The following is an 18,860-nucleotide window of genomic DNA, read 5'->3' on the forward strand; positions in this document are numbered from 1 at the left end:
CTCATTACAGATAAATTAAGGGCGTATTTTAGTGAAGCAGACTCGAACATACAATGAATGTTTTGCATCGCCCCCTATAACCGCGGTAAAGTAACTATAATTCAATGTATTAATTTGAAATTATAGGAACTATGGAACAATCTTTGCCCGTTTTAGCGCTGAGTGATTCATTGCAGCAATTAGAAAATCATTGCCGTAACTTTATTATGTCGCTAGTCAGTGCTGATGTAGCGCATGATATTACCCATATTGAGCGTGTTGTGAGAGTTGCTAAGCAGTTATGTATTGCTGAGCAAGCTGATATGAATATTGTTTTACCAGCTGCATGGTTACATGATTGTGTTGCTGTTGCGAAGAATCATCCTGATCGTGCTAAAGCGTCGACAATGGCCGCGGATAAGGCGATCACATTCTTAACTTCAATTGGCCATGACTCACACTATTTTGACGCAATTCACCACGCCATTGCAGCACATAGTTTCAGCGCTAATATTGCAATTGAAACTGTGGAGGCACAAATTGTACAAGATGCCGATCGTATGGATGCGTTAGGGGCAATAGGAGTTAGCCGCTGTATGAAGGTTGGTGGCTCAATAGGGCGTAATTTGTATGATCCTGTCGACCCATTCTGTGCGCAGCGAACCCCTAATGATACTCTTTATACACTTGACCACTTTTTCATCAAGCTGTTACACATCGCAAACAGTATGAATACGCCATCTGCAAAAGCAGAAGCTGCGCGTCGTACTGAATATATGCACGCATTTATCGCCCAGCTAAAATCTGAGATTGGCTAATATGACGCTTCCTTCATTATCCGGTATTGATCATTGCCATTTGAATGTGGTTAATTTAACTGATGCCGTCGTTTGGTACAAAGCTGTGTTAGGGTTTCATGTTGTGCCAGAGTTGGCTTTTTGGGATGAAGGTAAAGGGCCGTTAACATTACAAGACTCAGCTGCGAGCGTTCGTTTAGCATTATTTGAGCGAGAAGGGACTAGTAAAGGTGTTGCATTTGGTGCGACAGGAGAGCAGTTTATTGCCTGGCTTAAACACTTTGCTGATTTAGGAGTTAAAACCGTAGTGGCGGATCATAAAGTAACGTACTCTGTTTACTTTCAAGATTTAAGTGGTAATAGTCATGAAATAACGTCTCATGACTATTTATATATAGCAGCTCATATTTAGCTCAATCTTGATAAGCTAAATAGACCTCTAAAATTGCATCTAGTTGACCTTCAAATAAAGCAATCAGTTGAGGATCAAAGTGTTTGCCCGCTTGTGTACGCATATGAGAAATCGCTTCATCAACGCTCCAAGCTTGTTTATAAGGGCGTTTAGATGTCAATGCATCAAATACATCTGCAATTGCCACAATTCTCCCTTCTATAGATATTTGTTCTGCTTTTAAACCATTGGGGTAGCCTGTACCATCCCACTTTTCGTGGTGTTCCATAGCAAGTAGGTGAGCTAATTGCAGTAATGGTGAGGTTGAATTCGCTAAAATTTTTGCACCTATTTGCGCATGTTCTTTCATATGCGCAAATTCCTCGTCGGTTAACTTTCCAGGCTTGAGTAAAATTGCATCGGGAATGCCAATTTTGCCTATGTCGTGCATGGGGGCGGCTTGTTTGAGAAGTTCAGCGTGCTGCTCATCCATCCCATAGGCCAGCGCTAAAATTTTACTGTATTTACTCATTCTTATTATGTGTTCGCCAGTATCTGTATCTTTGTACTCTGCGGCACAACCTAAGCGATGAACTAAATCGACATGGGCTTGCTTTAACTGCTCAGCTTGCACCAAGGATAAATGGGTTTTAACACGAGCACGTACAATCGCTGGGCTGATAGGTTTGGTAATGTAATCTACCGCGCCAATTTCAAAACCTTTAAATTCATCACTTTCATCTGCCAGCGCGGTGACAAAAATAATGGGGATATGTTGGGTGACTGGATTCTGTTTAAGTTGTTGGCATACTTCAAACCCACTCATATTAGGCATCATAATATCGAGTAAAATGAGTTTCGGTAATTCTTTTTCGACTAATGCAAGCGCCGCATCTCCTGATTTGGCGAAAGAAAGGCGATATTGATTGCCTAATACTTCGCGCATAACTTTAAGATTGGCAGGTTCATCATCAACAATAAGAATTCGAGGGCGTTCAGTGATTAAGTCCATGATTATGCATCCACGTTTTCTGTTTGATTGAGTAATTCAATTAATGCTGCCAAGTGACTCTGCGCACTATCAAAATCAAATTGGTCAAAATATTCGACCAATGCTACCACGTCACTTTGGTACACAATTGGCGCATTAGCTTCGATTTTTGCGAGCAATTCATCGTTTAGTTCAGCATTTTCAGCATCTTTATGTAGTTGCTCACAGATCATCTTAAATGCACTCAGTGATAATGTTTCGCTACTTTTCTCAACATTTGTTGCGGGCATACATGCTAGAGTTTTTTCAGCCAAAAACTCACTTACCGCATTGAATTCTAGTTCTAATTGCTTAATTACTTGTACTTGTTGCTGCGCCGACTCACTTTTTTCTAATGCTGAGAGTAATTTCATCATTGTTGGTAAACCTAGATTACCTGAAAGTCCTTTAAGCGTATGTAATGTGCCTTTAAAATCTTTTAACGCATTTAATCCATCATTAAAAATGACCTCAAATACTTCTTTTTGATCTTTAAGAAAACGGTGTATTTCGGTCAATTGTTTACATTTACTGCCCCACAGTTGTTGCCCTTTTTTAAAGTCAATATGCTGTGCCGTGGGGTCACTTTGTGCAATCAGAGTCTCTTTATTTAAGCCAAAACCAAGTACTTGGGCAATTTCTTGATTCAATTGGTTAATATCAACAGGTTTGTTTGCAAAGCCATTCATGCCTGCTTTTTTCGCAGTTAACTTATCTTGTTGTAATACACTGGCAGTAAGGGCAATGATTGGTGTGTTCTTTAATTGTCGTTGCTGTTCGATTTCACGAATTCTATGTGTTGCAGTAATACCGTCACACTCAGGCATGTGGATATCCATCAAAATAACATCAAAATCTTGGCTTTCAAAGATAGCAAGTGCTTCTAAACCATTGCTTGCAGTGCTGATAATATGTTGATCTCGCGATAATAATAGTTGCAGTAACTCAACATTTTGCTCTATATCGTCAACGACTAAAATGCGCAGTTGCGGTAATTGAGTGTGTAACTCATCAAAGTAGTTGATCTTTGTTTCATCACTAGGCTCTAAAGGTAATGAAAAGTAAAAGCAACTGCCTTTATCTTCTTCACTTACTACATTGATTATGCCACCCATCAGTTCGACGAGCTGTTTACTGATCGTGGTGCCCAGTCCAGTACCACCGAATCGGCGAGTGGTGGTGCCATCAGCTTGTACAAAAGGTTGAAATACGGCTTTAAGGCGATCTTTAGCAATGCCAATACCGGTATCTTGTACTTCAAAAAATAAGTAATTATTTTGGGTTGTACTGACCGTTACATTTACAGAACCTTGTGCTGTAAATTTAATCGCATTGCCAATTAAATTAGTTAACACTTGGCGAATTCGATCCGGATCACCATAGTAAGCAGAGTGAACAGACTCTTTAATAGTTAGTGTTAGTTCAAGATCTTTCTTTTTAGCTTCTAGCCAAAAGGTGGAAATAATACTATCAAGAACGGGCTGAAGATTAAAATGTACTGGTTCTATGGTCAGCTTACCTTTTTCTAGTTTCGCCGAGTCCAGTATTTCGTTTAATAGGCGCAGCAGCGAACGAGCGGCATTGTTGACGGTGATCAAATGCTTTTGTTGCTCTTGATCAAGCGGTGTATCCATTAATAAGTCACTAAAACCAATAATAGAGTTCATTGGAGTACGAATTTCGTGGCTCATATTTGCCATAAATGATTGCTTCGCTTGCGCTGCCTCTTCAGCCGCTAATTTGGCTAGTTTTAGCTTATCTTCGTATTCACGACGTTCACTAATATCAACAATAACGCCGTCAATCCAAACCGCTTCACCTTGATTGTTAAACTCAAAGCTGCCTTTTTCAAGCACCCAAATAAGTTTGCCATTACGGTGGCGCAGTCGATATTCAATTGAGTATTGTGATTTATCTGCAACGGCTTGGGCGATTGCTTCATTGATACGATCGGTGTCGTCTTTGAAAATTAAATCACCAAATTCTATATGCTTATTAATAAACTCTGAAGGTACGTAGCCTGTTACTTCATTAATGCTAGGGCTGATAAAAATCATACTCCAGTTTTTATTTAACTCGCAGCGAAATACCACACCTGGCATATTGTCCATCAGCGAACGGTATTGTTGTTCTTTTTCGATGAGATTTTTTTGTAGTTTTCGCTGCTCGGTTAAATCGGTAATAAAGCCAACAAATATTGAGTCCTGACCAGGTTGGGTTGCTTCGCCAATTCCTAAACGAATAGGGAATAAATGGCCATCTTTGTGTTTTGCAAGTACATCTCGATTGATGCCAATGACTTTTCCTAAATCGATGTGACCCGCCTTTGAAAGGTACTCATCATGATGGACGGCAATGTCATCTGCCATCAGCATTTTTACATTTTTGCCTTGTACGTCAGATTGGCGCCAGCCAAAAATATTTTGCGCTGCGTTATTAAAGCTTAAAATGTGACCGCGATGATCAATGGTTACAATGCCATCTATGGCGGTCGATAAAATCGCTTCTAAGCGAGATTCGTTGCCCGTTTTTTCTTCAAGTAACATGCGGTAGCGCACCATGCCATTAATAATCGCAACAACCGCAGTTAAAATAATGGTTGCAAATACCACACTAATGGCAACAAAAGTAAGCTGTGAGCTATCACTACCATCACCAATTAATGGCGAAGTTGCGACAAATCGCGTAGCGGCCATCCCCATGTAATGCATGCCTGCAACTGCAAAACCTAAAATGGTGGCACTGAGCAATCGTGTTTGCGCAGCAGTAAAAGATGGAAAGTACTTACTGATATTAAAACGCGAATATAAAGAAATGAATGCCAGTACTACAGCGACTATGATTGATAGCCCAAATGTCAGTGGGTCGTAGCGTAACAAAGGACTTAATTGCATGGCAGCCATACCGCTGTAATGCATAGTGCCGATGCCAGCGCCAAGTAGGATAGATGGTATTATTAAACTAGCAATTGTATTGTTGCTTTTAACAAGTAATGATCCAGCTGCTAAGCAAGCGAAAAATGCAGGAATGAATGAGAATAAAGTGAGTATTGGATCATAACTAATATTTGTACAGAGTGAGAATGCGAGCATGCCAATAAAGTGCATACTCCAAATACCGCCAGCTAACACTAAGGAAGCTGTGGAGTTGGCCAATCTTTGATAACTTTTAAAGCGTGTTTCTTTAGCGAGATCAATTAGGTAAGCTGCAAAAAATGCTGCAAAAATAGCAGTTAAAACAGACAGTGTTACTAGGAACGGGTCATATACACCATTGATAATAAGGCTAGGATCTTGATCTGTAATAAAAAAAGCTGAAAGCATAACGGCTCAATTTAGTTTATTTCAGCGCTTAACGCTATCTGAAATTTATGTTGATAAAAGTTTAAATGCATGTGAGTTGTTTAGTTGTTATTTACATTTTCAACTATAAAATTTAACAAAATTAAAATCTTTGTAAAATCAAGTTACTAAGTTTTATTGGGCATAATGATAGCACTATTTATAACCAATTTTATAGCGACTATTTATCACTAACTAGTGATTTTTTTGTTTGTAAAATAGTCACCAGTTAACGTGTCATCCGTTTCACAAATACCACAACGAACAGCGCCAATGAAAAACTACCACAAAATGCTTCTATTGCGGCAATTAAGCGCGAAAAACCGACAGGTGTTATATCGCCATAGCCTAAAGTTGTAAATGTAACCACGCTAAAATAAACGCTATTTAACAGCGCTGATAAATTATCGCCCAATGATGCCCCAGTATTTAGCTGCATTAATCCTCTGGCATCCATCACGCCAAAGATAAAATAACACAGGGCACAGCAGATGATTAGTGACAAACTAAAGCGGATCACGTTTTCGGGCTTTTCGCCGTAGCCGCATAACATATCAATAAAGCTTGATGCCAACCGTTTTTTTGAGCCTTTAGGGTATTGCGCATGCCGCATCCTTAGCTCTTTATAAGTGAAATTGCCAGCCAATTCAAATAACCCTTGCTGCTCAGATGCTTTTCGTAAATTACGAAATATCTCTTCAGATTGTTCAAATAGGTCAAGTGCTGCAGTATGGTCGGCATCTTTTAACGCGGCTTTGGCTTGTTTTTCTTGTAATAATTCAGTGCCTAAATCTATGTTATCTATACGAGTGTTGTTGAGCTTTATACCCAACAGGTTAGTGTCTTGTAAATTACAATAATGTAGGCTGGCATCATGTAAAGTGGCTTTCATGAGCGAGCTGTGAGCTATTTTATTATTAAATAGGTGAGCGTGTGTTAACGTTGCGCGATAAAAATTGCTGTAGGATAAATCAAAACCATCTTCATCATCCTGCTTTATTAAGCTAAGTCCGGTGAGGTTGGCGCGTTGTAATTGTAACCCTTGTAATAATCCTCCTTTTTTTGCATAGCGTTCTAATTTTTGGGTGAGATCTAAACCTGACTTATCAAACTTTCCATCATGCCAAAAGCAGAAGCCTGAACCCATGTCAGTTTCTTGGCAATTATGGCCATCAGGAGAAGTATAATTACAACAAGGCTTATCTGGCATCTGTGACGTCGCTTTATTTAATTCCACTTAGTTATAGATTAGCAGTTATTTCGCGAGGTAATATAGCCACCCTGTAATTAGTTAAATGACTGTCGAACAGTTACAAGAGTCAGGTTTGTTTGAATATAAGTTAAAGCGTAGTCGTCGCCGCAAAACCGTGGCTATTAAAGTCCAGCAACAGAGTGTGACAGTGTATGCCCCTGTAGGGGTTGCTATTGAGGAGCTTGAGGGCTGGTTAGTGAGTAAAAGTGGCTGGATAAATGAGCAGCTCTATAAGCAAAGTCAGTTGCTTGATACACGCCAGTATCTTTTAAAAGATAATAGAGTTCTTGTTTTTGATCAGCCTATAACACTGGTGTATGGCACTGGAACACGTTGTGAGTGGCGCTTAGATAATAATCAGGCGCAGCCAACTTTGCAGTTAAATTTATCTCGACGTATTAAACACCAGCACGCTATGTATCAAAGCCTGATTGAAGCTTTTTTACATGAGCAACTAGAAAGTTATATAGAAATGCGAGTACAACAGTATTGTATAAAAATGGCAGAGGCATTACCAAGCAGTATTCGTATTCATACTTATAAACGTCGTTGGGGGAGTTGTAATCGACGACGGGCGCTGACCTTTAATTTGTTACTTGCTAGTGCACCTCACACGATTATTGACTATGTGATTGTGCATGAACTTGCCCATTTAAAGTATTTAAATCATAGTGCTGCGTTTTGGCAGCGAGTAGGTGAGTTTTACCCTGAATATAAGCAAGCAACAACCTGGCTCAAAGAGCATGGTGCGGGTTTACAATGGGTGATTGAATAGCGTTAGGTTATTACAGGTAAATGGAGTGATAACAAGGCATAAATTTTGACATCTAGTTGTTCTACATGAAAAATTTATAACGCAGTTAGCGCTTTATTTAGCCCGCTAGAATGGTTAAATATTTAAGTCGATTGGTATAAGGATAATACTTGAGAAGAAAAGTGGTGGAGGGAGCTGGATTCGAACCAGCGAAGGCTGAGCCGTCAGATTTACAGTCTGATCCCTTTGGCCGCTCGGGAACCCCTCCACACTAATTTTGTTACATTTGACCCCACTTAACTGAGCGATAGAAAAGTGGTGGAGGGAGCTGGATTCGAACCAGCGAAGGCTGAGCCGTCAGATTTACAGTCTGATCCCTTTGGCCGCTCGGGAACCCCTCCAATGCAACGGCGCTGATAATAGCAAAGTGAGTATTTAAGTAAAGAAAAAAGCTAAAGAAATAGCAAATAATGCCGATAAATATCTATTCCCTACTTTAATCGGCTAAAGTCTATGCAAATCGATGATTTGTTAATCACAGAGAGTCAACTTAATAATCGTCTTGCCAAAAGTGTGAGTGAATCACGCCGTGGTGAGTTTGCATTATTATTGGCAATGCTCTCACATGATGCGCTCGATTTTAGTCAGTTTCATTTACCTAAGACGTCCGTTGATACTCATGCGACAACACAAAGTGAAACTCAATTACGCAAATACTTAGGGGCAGGTCCTGAGCAAGCACTGGCACCTGCGCAATTTGATATGCTAATTGGACAACATAATGCGCAACGATTACAGCAAGGGGGGATGGCGGATATTCGTTTGCGCTCATGCCTTACACCTGAGCCATTAGTGATCCGCGATGATAAAAACCATATTCCACTGCTAGTAATTGATAACTGCGAACCCGTTGTACGCAAGCGTCATTTAAATAAAGAAAGCCAATTAGATCATCCACAAATGGATGCAGTTGCATTCTACGATAGCCTTAATAATGACGATCTCCATCAACCCTTGCACCTTGCACAGGCGTGATGTTAGGCTGATATCATTATCAGCAAGCAGATTTATTTACTTTCGGGTAAAAAAAGCATCCAAAAACTAAATGCAATTGCTATAATGACCGAAATGGCATTTCCAACTTACTTGGTGTAAATGTCATCATCATTAAATCAAGGTAATTAGGAACGTAATGAAGAAAACATTCACGCTGAATCATGAGAAAATCAAATACCCACGTATGGTAGATGCTGCAAAGCATGAAGTTAAAAAGTATTTGAAAAGAGAGCGTAACAAAACATTGCCAGTTGATGCTGATTACTGGGCATTTGATTGTAAATTTGGCAACACTGCCGAAGATGCACAAGTAGTACATGTTGCTGAAATCAGTAATTCAATTAGTGAGATTGAAAAGCAAGGCTTAGAATCTTTCTATGTTGAAATCATTGCGCGAGCTGCGCAACGTCAAGTGCAAGATTTTGATGATGAAGTTTAAAAGTAATTGATTTACTAAAGAATGGGCTGAATAGCCCATTTTTTGTGTCAAAAACAACCTAATAGGTACAGACTTTACGATCAAAATACTGCAAACTAGCCCTAAGACTGGATAAGAAAAACAATAAAAAGGATGCATATGCTTAACCCGCTACTAGTGACTTTATTTAGTTGTGGCGTACTAGTTACTACGTCATTACCGCTAAGTGCACAACACAATTGCCCCACGAGCTTGAAAGTCAACTCTGTTGTACAACACGATTGGCATTACGCAACGGATGCCATTGGTAGCAGTGTACAAACAAAATCACAACTGATTAATGATGATCATATTTGGATCCAGTTTTCTCGTGTGCCACGGTTAAATGCTAAAAGTAATTCATGGGTTGAATTGATTTATGATTTACCAAATAAATCATTGGCAGCGGTGGCCACTATTGCACTGGAATATAAAAGCAGTACCGGCTTAGTCGTTAAATTGTCACAGCAAGATTATGGTGGGCTGGGGGATAAAAGTTATGCTCATTATCAACATAAGTTAGCGCCAGCTGATAATTGGACAACGCGGTGTTTTACATTAGATGATTTTTCGCGTCCTAGTTGGACACCTGTTGAATCAATTGATGTAGGTATGATACTGGAACATATCAATGCAATTTATTTAGTGCCGGATCTAACCGATGAGCACGGCGGCACAGCTACGATAAGTGTAAAATCCCTAACCTTGCTCCCTTAGTTTTTTGCAAGCTAAATTTATTGCACCGCACTATGCACGCACGTGGTGCAAAATAGTTTGTTATTATTTATAAAATAACATAGTGCATTGATTTTTATGTTTTTTTAAAGTTGGTTCTGTAATTGCTTTGGATCCTAATAATGCAGTTAGGAGCTCCAATTATGGCCAGAATGAGTTACATCAGTAGTGTTGAGCGTTATCAAGAGTATCAACCTGTTATTCATGAATTACTCGATTCAATTTTAGCAAGCCTTGCCGATGGCGTTAAAAAGCAACAAGATAACCGTCATTTAGTGGCTCAATATCCATTTTTGGAATTGCAGTATTGTTTAGATAAAAACGGGGTGCAGTTGGGCAACAATGTTTGTTTTAAACGCCAGTATATGAAAACCTTAAACAATCGGGGTGACGCACAAGATTTAAGTGAACGCCCTTATTTTCAAGATATTCAACAGCAATCACAAACTCGTTTTACTGCGCCCTATATTTCGATAGCGACAAATCACTTATGTATATCAGCAGTTAAAGCGCTTGATCACCCCCATGGCGAGCAAGCGTATTTAGTTATTGATGTATGCTTAACTCAATTAATTGAGTTTATTATGGGGGATCGTACTCGCGCAAATATGACGCCATTTTTTAAAGCTGGCTATGGCATTATTGTTAGCTGCTTATTTTGTTTAGTATTATTTTTACTTTATCGGGTATTTGGCGATATTTATAATTTACTCTTTACCACGTCGTTAGCAGAGGATCCGCTTGAGCCATTTAGTATTATTATTTTTATTACTTTAGCGTTAGCAATATTCGATTTGGGTAAAACCATTCTAGAAGAAGAAATTCTGATGCATAAAGACATCTTTAGGCACAGCTCTACACGGCGAACAATCACGCGATTTATTTCGACTATTTTGATTGCGGTGTCTATTGAAGCTTTACTAACCATGTTTAAAGCAGCACTGGGTCAATCTCAATACTTATTACCGGCTATTTACATGATGTTAGCAGTCGTTGGGTTATTAATTGCACTGGCGATTTATGTGTATTTAGGTGCTAAAGCAGAGACTTTGTTGTTGAGCACCCAGCGGCACCGTAAAAACGCGTAATGCATAAGTAATAAAAATGGCTTGTAGATTCAAGCCATTATTGTTTATACAAGCGTAAGTGTTTTATCAACCACTTACATTAAGCATCGGCTAATTTTACGCGTATTTTGCTTTTATCAACACTGGTTTGATTTAACGCTGTGATTGCTGCATTCGCTTCAGCATTGTCTGGCATCTCAACAAACGCGAAGCCTTTTGATTGGCCAGTTTCTTTATCTAGGACTAAATTACAGTTAGTAACTTTACCGTGAACGGTAAATAGTGTGCGAATATCGTGTTCGCTAGTGGTGCGTGCTAAATTTCTGACTAATAGTTTCATAATGAACTCTATTTAAAAATGACGGTGGTGATTGTCTCAAGTAATCTTGGTATGACCTAATGATTAATTACAAACCAGTGAAATAAAGCATAACAAGTATGAATTTGAGCTGCGTGACGATTTCTAGCTGGGTAAATTATAATGGTGGCTGTTGAACGGCTACTTTTAAAATGACAATATAAGTAAAACTTTAGTCAATAGTGGATCAGCATATGCAAATAGACACAGATAAAATAGACGACGCTGCATTAGCACTGATGTATTTAACCTTGCACGACCATTGCCGTGCATGGAAACAAATTGATTGGGACGTAACTAATCGGCTGCATGAAAAAGGCCTAATAGGCGACCCGGTAGGTAAAGCCAAATCAGTCATCCTTACGGATGATGGCTTAAAACATGCAAAGCGATTGTTTGAAAAGTTATTTACGAAATAGCAATTTTACCTGCACAGCATGCTGTAGAGTCTAATATATAGGCTGTCGCGATGTAAATCGCTGCTACAAATGGTAAATCCGCGTAGGCTCGGGTTTACCCCGCGCATTTTATAGTAGGTATATTTATAAGAAATTGCTCGATGAAACCTCTAGTTCCTTTCATCTTTGACCTTGAGCCTTGCAATCATCCCCACAACTCCCATTAACACCACGACTAGCCACACTGGCAGATTACCATATTGACTATAGATGCTGTCGCCTTGAATGAGCTTAACGTTCACTTTTAAGGTATCGGCTTCAAACTGTGGCATGCTGACTTGAGTTTGACTGATTGGGTCGTAGACACCGCTGATACCATTGTTTGTAACACGTATTAGCGGGCGTTGTAATTCAAGGGCGCGCATGCGGGCTATTTGCATATGTTGGTGAGGGCCGTGGGAGGCACCAAACCAGGCATCGTTACTGACGGTAAATAAAATATCTGAATCATTGTGGTAATTACCACGCACTAAATCAGCAAAAGCTATTTCATAGCAAATGGCCGGTAAGATATTTAAGCCATTAGCACGTAAGTTATTTTGTACTTGGTCACCGCGAGAAAATGATGACATGGGCAAATCAAATAAGGGAGCGATAGGACGTAATATATCTTCAAACGGCACAAACTCACCAATAGGCAGTAATTGGTGTTTTTGGTAACGGTTTTTACCTAGGTATTGATAATGGCCATGCTCGTCGTCGTGCTCTTTATTACCAACTACAATCAAGGTGTTGAAGATAGCTTTAGTGTCGCGTTGATAGTCAACTATACCAGTAATGAGAGCGGTGTTGTTAAATGAAGCTGCGCTATCTAAGCCTGCTAAATAGCTATCTGCAAGGGCTTCTATTTCCGGCACGGCGGCTTCTGGCCAAACGATTAAGTCTGCATCCCAATGCGGGCGAGTCATATCTTGGTACTTACTCATCGTGGTCCAAAATTCACTCGGGTCAAAACGCAGGTGTTGTTTGATATTGCCTTGTACCAATAAGGTACTAATGGTCTTGTTACTGTAGCTGTTAGTTCGCGTATAATGAGTAATACTAAACAATAAAGCGAGAGCCACTAAACTGGCTACTGCTGCTTTGAAGTCACGAGTAAACAGCAGGCGGTAGAGCGCAAAGCCAATAGCGATACAAACAAGGGTTAAGCCAAATTCACCAATCACTGGGGCAAGTTGATTTAATGGGCTATCGGTTTGCGTATAACCAAAGCTTAGCCAAGGGAAACCGGTCATTACCACGCCACGCAAATACTCGGTGATGGCAAAACCGCTGAGTAACAATAAACCATAGCTATTAGGGCTGCTGGCAAAGCGTGTGGCAAACATAAAGGCCAGTGCAGGGTAAATGGCGAGATAAGCGCATAACAACACCATTAGTAATATTGAGGCAATCAATGGCATACCGCCAAAGGTGGCAATTGAAACATGCACCCAGCTTATGCCTGCGCCAAACCAGCCAAGGCCAAATATAAAACCATATTTAGTGGCACGTTTGCTGGCTAACTTACCATATTGTGGTTTAGGTTTTGTCGTTTGAGTGGTGTAAATTGCCAGTGCTAAGCAGGCAAAGGTGAGGGGCCAAGCCTCAAAAGGAGCATAGCTGAAAGTTAAAAGAAGGCCCGCAACCAGTGCGAGCCATGCTTTTTTGTCTTTTGCTAAATTCAGGCAGTTAGTCAGAAATGTCTTCACTGTCGTTATCATCAGCCTTTGGCACAGTAACTTGTAATTGCAATAATCGGCGATTATCAGCATTAGTTACTTTAAATTGAAAGCCATCAATCTCAATAAGCTCACCACGACTTGGCATGTGACCAAAGGCGTGCAGTACAGTACCGCCTATGGTATCTGCTTCTTGTGTGCTGTAGCCGGTTTTAAAGTATTCGTTAAAATCATCAACGGGTGTAAGGGCTTGAACAACGAACACGTGTTTTGCAACTTGACGAATATCTTGTTGATCTTCTTCGTCGTGTTCATCTTCAATTTCACCGACGATAAGCTCAAGTATATCTTCGATTGTCACTAAGCCTGACACACCGCCGTACTCGTCAATAACTAATGCCATGTGATAGCGCTGTTGGCGAAATTCATTCAGTAGTGTATCGACACGCTTACTCTCTGGGACAACGACTGCTGGGCGTAAATAATTACGTAATGACGGCAGTAGTTCATCTTTGTTAAGAATAAGTGGTAGTAGATCTTTTGCCAGTAGAATGCCTTCAATGTGGTCCTTATCTTCACATACCACAGGAAAACGTGAATGTGTTGAATCGACCATCATTGGAATGAGTTCCTCCAGTGGTGCGTCTACTTCGAGAGTGATCATTTGTGAGCGCGGGATCATGATGTCTCGCACTTTTAACTCTGACACACCGAGCACACCTTCGATCATCTCTTTGGTTTCAGGATCAATGACATCCCGAACTTGCGCATCGGCAATTACTTCAGCCAGCTCTTCTCTATTCTGGGGTTCCCCTTGCAACATTTGGGTAATTCTACCCAACCAGGTCTTGCCAGAAGAACCCTGGCTAGTCTGCGAGTTATCGTCGCTCATTGCGTCTATTTGCTCCGTAAATTTAAATATCGTCCCGATATGGGTCTGCTATGCCTAACTCGGCAAGCAATTGCTTTTCAATGCTTTCCATCTCTTTCGCATCTTCCTCCTTTATATGGTCAAATCCAAGTAAATGCAAGCATCCGTGGATCACCATATGGGCAAAGTGGTCATGAAATGACTTTTCTTGCTCTATTGACTCAGCTAATACAATGGCTGGACATATCACTAAATCGCCAACTAAGGGCAATTCGATTCCTGCTGGCGCTTCGAATTCAAACGACAACACATTGGTTGGCTTATTTTTACCACGGTAGTCATTATTGAGTTGTTGACTTTGCGCCTCATCGGCAATGACGATGCTCAACTCTGACTCATCACGGTATTGACTCAGAGCTTTGTTTGCCCATAGTGCAAATTGCTCAAGGCTAGGTAAGTTGTCAAACTCACAGGCTATTTGTAAATCTAATTCAGTGTTCACGTTATTACTCTTTAGTCGCAGCTTGCGTTTGCTCTTGATTAGCGAGCAAATCTTTAGCGCGTTGTTTTTCAGCGCGCTTTTGTCGCTCTGCTTCATCGTTGCGCTCATACGCTTCAACAATACGCGCTACCACAGGGTGGCGTACCACGTCTTGAGATTGAAAAAAGTTAAAGCTTATTTCATCTACATCACTCAGTACTTCTATAGCGTGACGAAGCCCTGACCGCGCACCGCGCGGCAAGTCAACCTGTGTTATATCACCGGTGATCACTGCTTTTGAATTAAAGCCAATCCGCGTTAAGAACATTTTCATCTGTTCAACCGTGGTGTTTTGGCTTTCATCTAAAATAATAAAAGCGTCGTTTAGTGTGCGACCACGCATAAAGGCAAGTGGTGCAACTTCAATTACATTTTGTTCGAGTAGTTTTTCAACTTTTTCAAAGCCGAGCATTTCAAACAATGCATCGTACAAGGGGCGCAGATAAGGATCGATTTTTTGACTTAAATCACCGGGTAGAAAGCCCAGTCGTTCACCCGCTTCAACGGCAGGACGGGTCAATAAAATCCGGCGTATTTCTTGGCGCTCTAATGCATCAACGGCCGCGGCAACAGCAAGGTAAGTTTTACCTGTACCAGCAGGCCCGATACCAAAAGTGATATCGTGACGGAAGATATTAGATACGTAGTGACCTTGGTTATCGTTACGCGGTTTAATTACACCACGGCGAGTTTTGATCATAACTTCTTTGCCATAAGCGTTCAGTTCATCTTGCTCAAGGGCATTTGATTCACTGATAGCAAGGTGTACTGTATTAGCTTCAATTTCAGTAATAACACCACGAATCGGCTGAGTCTCGACGTATAAGTCTTTGAGAATTTCCATTGCGGCAAACGCGCAGGTGGTTTTTCCGGTGATTTTAAAATAGTTGTCGCGATGAGTAATTTCAACACCTAAACGGCGCTCAATGTGCTTGATGTTTTCGTCAAACGGGCCACATAAAGATGAAAGACGTTTGTTGTCGGAGGGTTCTAAATAAATCTCTAATTTTTTTAATTGATTACTCAAAATTACTTCCTATTTTTATGTGCCAGCAAGGCTGGCACAGTAAGTGTCGCCTACGGAACGAATGTAGCGACACCAATCTCATTTGGCGTTGCTTGTGGTTCAGGCTGTGCTGCTTTACTCAAAATATCAGCAGGAGCAACCGCGCGGCGTAAGTTCATTTGCGATTCTGTACGAATTAAGTCACCACGTAAAGAGTTTGGTAGTGCTTCAGTGATACGTACATCAACAAACTGACCGATCACAGTGTGCGGGCCAATAAAGTTTACTACACGGTTGTTTTCAGTTCGACCACGTAACTCCATCGGGTTTTTCTTCGATGGCCCTTCAACTAAGATACGTTGCTCAGTATTAAACATTTGGCGGCTAATTTGCTGAGCCATTTGGGTAATACGATTTTGTAACAGATATAAACGTTCTTTCTTTTCTTGTTCGCTTACATCGTCAGGTAAATCCGCCGCTGGGGTGCCAGGGCGAGCGCTGTAGATAAAGCTAAAGCTCATATCAAAACCGATATCGTTAATCAGGTTCATGGTGGCTTCAAAGTCCATTTTGCTTTCGCCAGGGAAACCTATGATAAAATCAGACGACATGCTTAAGTTAGGACGAATTTTACGTAACTTACGAATTGTAGATTTGTACTCAAGTGCAGTATGGCCGCGCTTCATTAAATTCAAAATGCGATCTGAACCACTTTGTACTGGTAAATGTAAATGATCTACAAGCTCAGGCACATCAGCATAAGCGTCGATGATATCAGGAGTAAACTCTACAGGGTGTGATGTGGTGTAACGAATGCGGTCAATACCATCAATAGCTGCTACATAACGAATCAGGTCAGAGAAATAACAAATTTCACCATCATGGGTTTCACCGCGATAAGCATTCACGTTCTGCCCTAGTAGGTTAACTTCACGAACACCTTGTTCCGCAAGCTGAGCAACTTCAAGTAAAACATCATCAAGCGGGCGGCTAACTTCTTCACCACGGGTGTAAGGCACCACGCAGAATGTGCAGTATTTTGAGCAGCCTTCCATAATTGAAACGAAGGCTGTTGGGCCATCAGCTTTTGGTTCTGGTAAGCGATCAAATTTTTCAATCTCTGGGAATGAAATATCAACCACAGAGCTGCCTTTATTGCCTTGTACTTGTTTGATCATTTCAGGTAAGCGGTGTAGAGTTTGCGGGCCAAAAATCACGTCTACAAATGGCGCACGTTGGCGAATAGAATCACCTTCTTGCGATGCAACACAGCCGCCAACACCAATGATCAGATCGGGTTTATCATCTTTCAATAATTTCCAACGACCTAGTTGATGAAATACTTTTTCCTGTGCTTTTTCGCGAATTGAACAGGTATTGAGTAGGATGACATCGGCATCCTCAGCTTCTTCGGTTAACTGATAGCCGTTGGTTGCATCGAGGAGATCCGCCATTTTCTGAGAGTCGTACTCATTCATCTGACAACCCCAGGTTTTAATATGCAGCTTTTTACTCATTGAAATATAGCCTCGTTTTCAATTCGGTAGTGGCACGATAGCGCGCTAAACAGGATAAGTGGCACGTTCGCTTACTTAAAGGACGCGTATTTTAGCTGGATACCCGCCCAGATCCAAGTATAGTTTTTATGTTTGTGGATTGATGTCAAACAAAGCGCCTTTAATAGCCGATTACGATGAAACTCACTCGCACTTGCAAATAGAAGTACGATACAATCAAACACACTGAAAATAGCCAGATTAGTGATGTAAAAATGATGAAAAATAAGGTTATTGTTGTCGGCGGCGGGATGGTCGGTGCAGCTACTGCAGTAAAGCTTGCAAAACAAGGATGCCAAGTAAAGGTGATTGAGCAGCGCGTAATTAATGCCGCTGAGGTTCTTGCTAGCGACAAAGTTGATATTCGCGTATCGGCAATTAATCGTTTTTCAGAAAATTTATTAGATGAACTCGGTGCCATGGCTACATTGCGTGCGCATCGTCACGCACCTTATCAACAGCTCGAAGCATTTGAACGTTCGGGTGATAGTTTGTTGTTTGATTGTCTTGATATTAATACCACTCATTTAGGTCATTTAATTGAAAATAACTTAATCCAAGCAAGTCTCTGGCAACAGTTTCCAGCGCATGATATTGAGGTGCTTGAGATTAGCCACCCGTTATCCGCGATTGAACAAGATGATCAACAAGTAACATTACATTACGCAGAACAACAGTTTTGTGCTGACTTAGTCGTTGCAGCCGATGGTGGGCAATCAATGTTGCGCCAAAAAGCGGGTATTGGTGTTACAGGTTGGCAGTATGGCCAACATTGTATGGGCGTGCTTATTAAACTTGATGCTCCACAACAAGTAAAAACGTGGCAGCAATTTAAGCCCACCGGCCCCGTTGCATTTTTACCTATGCAGGCACCATACGCTAATCTTATTTGGTATGACGATAGCAGCAAATTACAGGGTTTAAAAAAACTACCTGCTGCAGAGTTGAAACAGCAAGTCCTAGATAACTTTCCCCCGCTTGTAGGAGATTTTGAGGTGATTGAACATGCTGTTTTTCCTTTGGCACGTCAACATGCAAACCATTACTCACAAGGGCGTATAGTGCTTGTTGGTGATGCAGCACACACTATTAACCCGCTTGCAGGGCAGGGTGTTAACTTAGGTTTTCAAGATGTTGTCGCGCTTGCTGATAAACTCAATAATGCTGACGATATCGGTGCTTCACAACATTTGCAACAGTATGAGCATACACGCCGTAAAGCAAACTTATTAATGATGAGCATGATGGATGCGTGTTATTTTGGTTTCTCCAACCAAGTGACACCATTACAATGGGCGCGTAGTCGCTTTTTAAAAATGGCAAATAACACCGGACTGGTAAAAAACTGGGTATTAAAGTATGCAATTAGTGGCAAAGTAGGCTAATACCAATCGACTTAAATATTTAACCATTCTAGCGGGCTAAATAAAGCGCTAACTGCGTTATAAATTTTTCATGTAGAACAACTACATGTCAAAATTTATGCCTTGTTATCACTCCATTTATCTGTCGCTATAAATGGTCAGTAACTTAACACGATTGGTATAAAA

The 18,860-nt window shown here is 40.8% G+C and carries 18 protein-coding genes and 2 tRNA genes; 9 read left to right on the forward strand and 11 right to left on the reverse strand.

Annotated features, from left to right (window positions below):
- Positions 1–131 precede the first annotated feature (131 nt).
- Entirely contained in the window at positions 132–797 is a 666-nt protein-coding gene (locus CWB85_RS09040; RefSeq protein ID WP_016707929.1) for an HD domain-containing protein, read from the forward strand.
- Position 798: 1 nt separating this feature from the next.
- Positions 799–1,188, forward strand: coding sequence for a VOC family protein (locus tag CWB85_RS09045; RefSeq protein ID WP_138554684.1), 390 nt, complete (start codon positions 799–801; stop codon positions 1,186–1,188).
- Between the two features lies 1 nt (position 1,189).
- On the opposite strand, the gene CWB85_RS09050 is transcribed toward CWB85_RS09045, so the two are convergent.
- The 3 genes from CWB85_RS09050 to CWB85_RS09060 form a co-directional block, all read right to left on the reverse strand.
- A complete protein-coding gene (locus CWB85_RS09050) occupies positions 1,190–2,179 on the reverse strand; it encodes a response regulator (protein ID WP_016707927.1) in 990 nt (329 codons plus the stop codon).
- A 2-nt stretch (positions 2,180–2,181) separates the two neighbouring features.
- A complete protein-coding gene (locus tag CWB85_RS09055) occupies positions 2,182–5,520 on the reverse strand; it encodes a PAS domain S-box protein (protein WP_138554685.1) in 3,339 nt (1,112 codons plus the stop codon).
- Between the two features lie 247 nt (positions 5,521–5,767).
- Entirely contained in the window at positions 5,768–6,748 is a 981-nt protein-coding gene (locus CWB85_RS09060) for an ion channel (RefSeq protein ID WP_016707925.1), read from the reverse strand.
- An 85-nt stretch (positions 6,749–6,833) separates the two neighbouring features.
- Here CWB85_RS09060 and CWB85_RS09065 point away from each other — a divergent pair, with 85 nt between their 5' ends.
- A complete protein-coding gene (locus CWB85_RS09065; protein WP_138554686.1) occupies positions 6,834–7,565 on the forward strand; it encodes a M48 family metallopeptidase in 732 nt (243 codons plus the stop codon).
- 162 nt (positions 7,566–7,727) lie between these two features.
- On the opposite strand, the gene CWB85_RS09070 is transcribed toward CWB85_RS09065, so the two are convergent.
- Together CWB85_RS09070 and CWB85_RS09075 are read right to left on the reverse strand one after the other, a co-directional pair.
- Positions 7,728–7,812 (reverse strand) — tRNA-Tyr (locus CWB85_RS09070).
- Between the two features lie 48 nt (positions 7,813–7,860).
- Positions 7,861–7,945, reverse strand: a tRNA-Tyr gene (locus CWB85_RS09075).
- A gap of 112 nt (positions 7,946–8,057) precedes the next feature.
- Here CWB85_RS09075 and CWB85_RS09080 point away from each other — a divergent pair.
- From CWB85_RS09080 to CWB85_RS09095, 4 genes are all read left to right on the forward strand, one after another.
- Positions 8,058–8,579, forward strand: a complete 522-nt coding sequence (locus tag CWB85_RS09080; protein ID WP_016707923.1) for a VC2046/SO_2500 family protein — start codon at positions 8,058–8,060, stop codon at positions 8,577–8,579.
- 157 nt (positions 8,580–8,736) lie between these two features.
- Positions 8,737–9,039: a DUF6172 family protein gene (locus tag CWB85_RS09085; RefSeq protein WP_016707922.1), complete on the forward strand. Its 303-nt coding sequence runs from the start codon at positions 8,737–8,739 to the stop codon at positions 9,037–9,039.
- 138 nt (positions 9,040–9,177) lie between these two features.
- Positions 9,178–9,774 carry a hypothetical protein gene (locus CWB85_RS09090; protein ID WP_249314822.1) on the forward strand — a complete coding sequence of 199 codons (597 nt, stop codon included), beginning with the start codon at positions 9,178–9,180 and terminating at the stop codon, positions 9,772–9,774.
- Positions 9,775–9,935: 161 nt separating this feature from the next.
- The gene (locus CWB85_RS09095) at positions 9,936–10,880 is read left to right on the forward strand and encodes a PDC sensor domain-containing protein (RefSeq protein ID WP_016707921.1); all 945 of its coding nucleotides are present in this window, start codon (positions 9,936–9,938) and stop codon (positions 10,878–10,880) included.
- 79 nt (positions 10,881–10,959) lie between these two features.
- Here the strand turns inward: CWB85_RS09095 and CWB85_RS09100 are convergent, their stop codons facing one another.
- Positions 10,960–11,199: an RNA recognition motif domain-containing protein gene (locus tag CWB85_RS09100; protein WP_016707920.1), complete on the reverse strand. Its 240-nt coding sequence runs from the start codon at positions 11,197–11,199 to the stop codon at positions 10,960–10,962.
- 212 nt (positions 11,200–11,411) lie between these two features.
- On the opposite strand from CWB85_RS09100, the gene CWB85_RS09105 reads away from it, so the two are divergent.
- A complete protein-coding gene (locus tag CWB85_RS09105) occupies positions 11,412–11,636 on the forward strand; it encodes a DUF6429 family protein (RefSeq protein WP_138554687.1) in 225 nt (74 codons plus the stop codon).
- Between the two features lie 149 nt (positions 11,637–11,785).
- On the opposite strand, the gene lnt is transcribed toward CWB85_RS09105, so the two are convergent.
- The 5 genes from lnt to miaB are packed head-to-tail and all read right to left on the reverse strand — an operon-like array spanning position 11,786 to position 17,271.
- Positions 11,786–13,378: an apolipoprotein N-acyltransferase gene (lnt, locus tag CWB85_RS09110; RefSeq protein ID WP_138554688.1), complete on the reverse strand. Its 1,593-nt coding sequence runs from the start codon at positions 13,376–13,378 to the stop codon at positions 11,786–11,788.
- Positions 13,347–14,228, reverse strand: a complete 882-nt coding sequence (corC, locus tag CWB85_RS09115) for a CNNM family magnesium/cobalt transport protein CorC (RefSeq protein ID WP_016707913.1) — start codon at positions 14,226–14,228, stop codon at positions 13,347–13,349. Before corC ends, lnt begins: the two co-directional genes overlap by 32 nt.
- 22 nt (positions 14,229–14,250) lie before the next feature.
- Positions 14,251–14,709: an rRNA maturation RNase YbeY gene (gene ybeY, locus CWB85_RS09120; protein ID WP_016707912.1), complete on the reverse strand. Its 459-nt coding sequence runs from the start codon at positions 14,707–14,709 to the stop codon at positions 14,251–14,253.
- Positions 14,710–14,713: 4 nt separating this feature from the next.
- Positions 14,714–15,775 (reverse strand): PhoH family protein, encoded by a 1,062-nt coding sequence (locus CWB85_RS09125; RefSeq protein WP_016707911.1) that lies wholly within the window; start codon positions 15,773–15,775, stop codon positions 14,714–14,716.
- A gap of 50 nt (positions 15,776–15,825) precedes the next feature.
- A complete protein-coding gene (gene miaB, locus CWB85_RS09130) occupies positions 15,826–17,271 on the reverse strand; it encodes a tRNA (N6-isopentenyl adenosine(37)-C2)-methylthiotransferase MiaB (RefSeq protein ID WP_016707910.1) in 1,446 nt (481 codons plus the stop codon).
- Between the two features lie 254 nt (positions 17,272–17,525).
- Here miaB and CWB85_RS09135 point away from each other — a divergent pair, with 254 nt between their 5' ends.
- Positions 17,526–18,695, forward strand: a complete 1,170-nt coding sequence (locus tag CWB85_RS09135; protein WP_016707909.1) for an FAD-dependent oxidoreductase — start codon at positions 17,526–17,528, stop codon at positions 18,693–18,695.
- Positions 18,696–18,860: the final 165 nt, after the last annotated feature.

This window comes from Pseudoalteromonas sp. S1727 (assembly GCF_005886375.1).
Classification (GTDB): Bacteria; Pseudomonadota; Gammaproteobacteria; order Enterobacterales; family Alteromonadaceae; genus Pseudoalteromonas; species Pseudoalteromonas haloplanktis.

Coding starts and splice junctions, on each gene's coding strand:
- lnt (WP_138554688.1), bottom strand. CDS start 13,378: ATGATAACGACAGTGAAGACATTTCTGACTAACTGCCTGAATTTAGCA.
- CWB85_RS09085 (WP_016707922.1), top strand. CDS start 8,737: ATGAAGAAAACATTCACGCTGAATCATGAGAAAATCAAATACCCACGT.
- CWB85_RS09065 (WP_138554686.1), top strand. CDS start 6,834: ATGACTGTCGAACAGTTACAAGAGTCAGGTTTGTTTGAATATAAGTTA.
- CWB85_RS09060 (WP_016707925.1), bottom strand. CDS start 6,748: ATGCCAGATAAGCCTTGTTGTAATTATACTTCTCCTGATGGCCATAAT.
- CWB85_RS09040 (WP_016707929.1), top strand. CDS start 132: ATGGAACAATCTTTGCCCGTTTTAGCGCTGAGTGATTCATTGCAGCAA.
- CWB85_RS09055 (WP_138554685.1), bottom strand. CDS start 5,520: ATGCTTTCAGCTTTTTTTATTACAGATCAAGATCCTAGCCTTATTATC.
- CWB85_RS09095 (WP_016707921.1), top strand. CDS start 9,936: ATGGCCAGAATGAGTTACATCAGTAGTGTTGAGCGTTATCAAGAGTAT.
- CWB85_RS09105 (WP_138554687.1), top strand. CDS start 11,412: ATGCAAATAGACACAGATAAAATAGACGACGCTGCATTAGCACTGATG.
- miaB (WP_016707910.1), bottom strand. CDS start 17,271: ATGAGTAAAAAGCTGCATATTAAAACCTGGGGTTGTCAGATGAATGAG.
- CWB85_RS09090 (WP_249314822.1), top strand. CDS start 9,178: ATGCTTAACCCGCTACTAGTGACTTTATTTAGTTGTGGCGTACTAGTT.
- CWB85_RS09135 (WP_016707909.1), top strand. CDS start 17,526: ATGATGAAAAATAAGGTTATTGTTGTCGGCGGCGGGATGGTCGGTGCA.
- CWB85_RS09080 (WP_016707923.1), top strand. CDS start 8,058: ATGCAAATCGATGATTTGTTAATCACAGAGAGTCAACTTAATAATCGT.
- CWB85_RS09100 (WP_016707920.1), bottom strand. CDS start 11,199: ATGAAACTATTAGTCAGAAATTTAGCACGCACCACTAGCGAACACGAT.
- CWB85_RS09050 (WP_016707927.1), bottom strand. CDS start 2,179: ATGGACTTAATCACTGAACGCCCTCGAATTCTTATTGTTGATGATGAA.
- corC (WP_016707913.1), bottom strand. CDS start 14,228: ATGAGCGACGATAACTCGCAGACTAGCCAGGGTTCTTCTGGCAAGACC.
- CWB85_RS09045 (WP_138554684.1), top strand. CDS start 799: ATGACGCTTCCTTCATTATCCGGTATTGATCATTGCCATTTGAATGTG.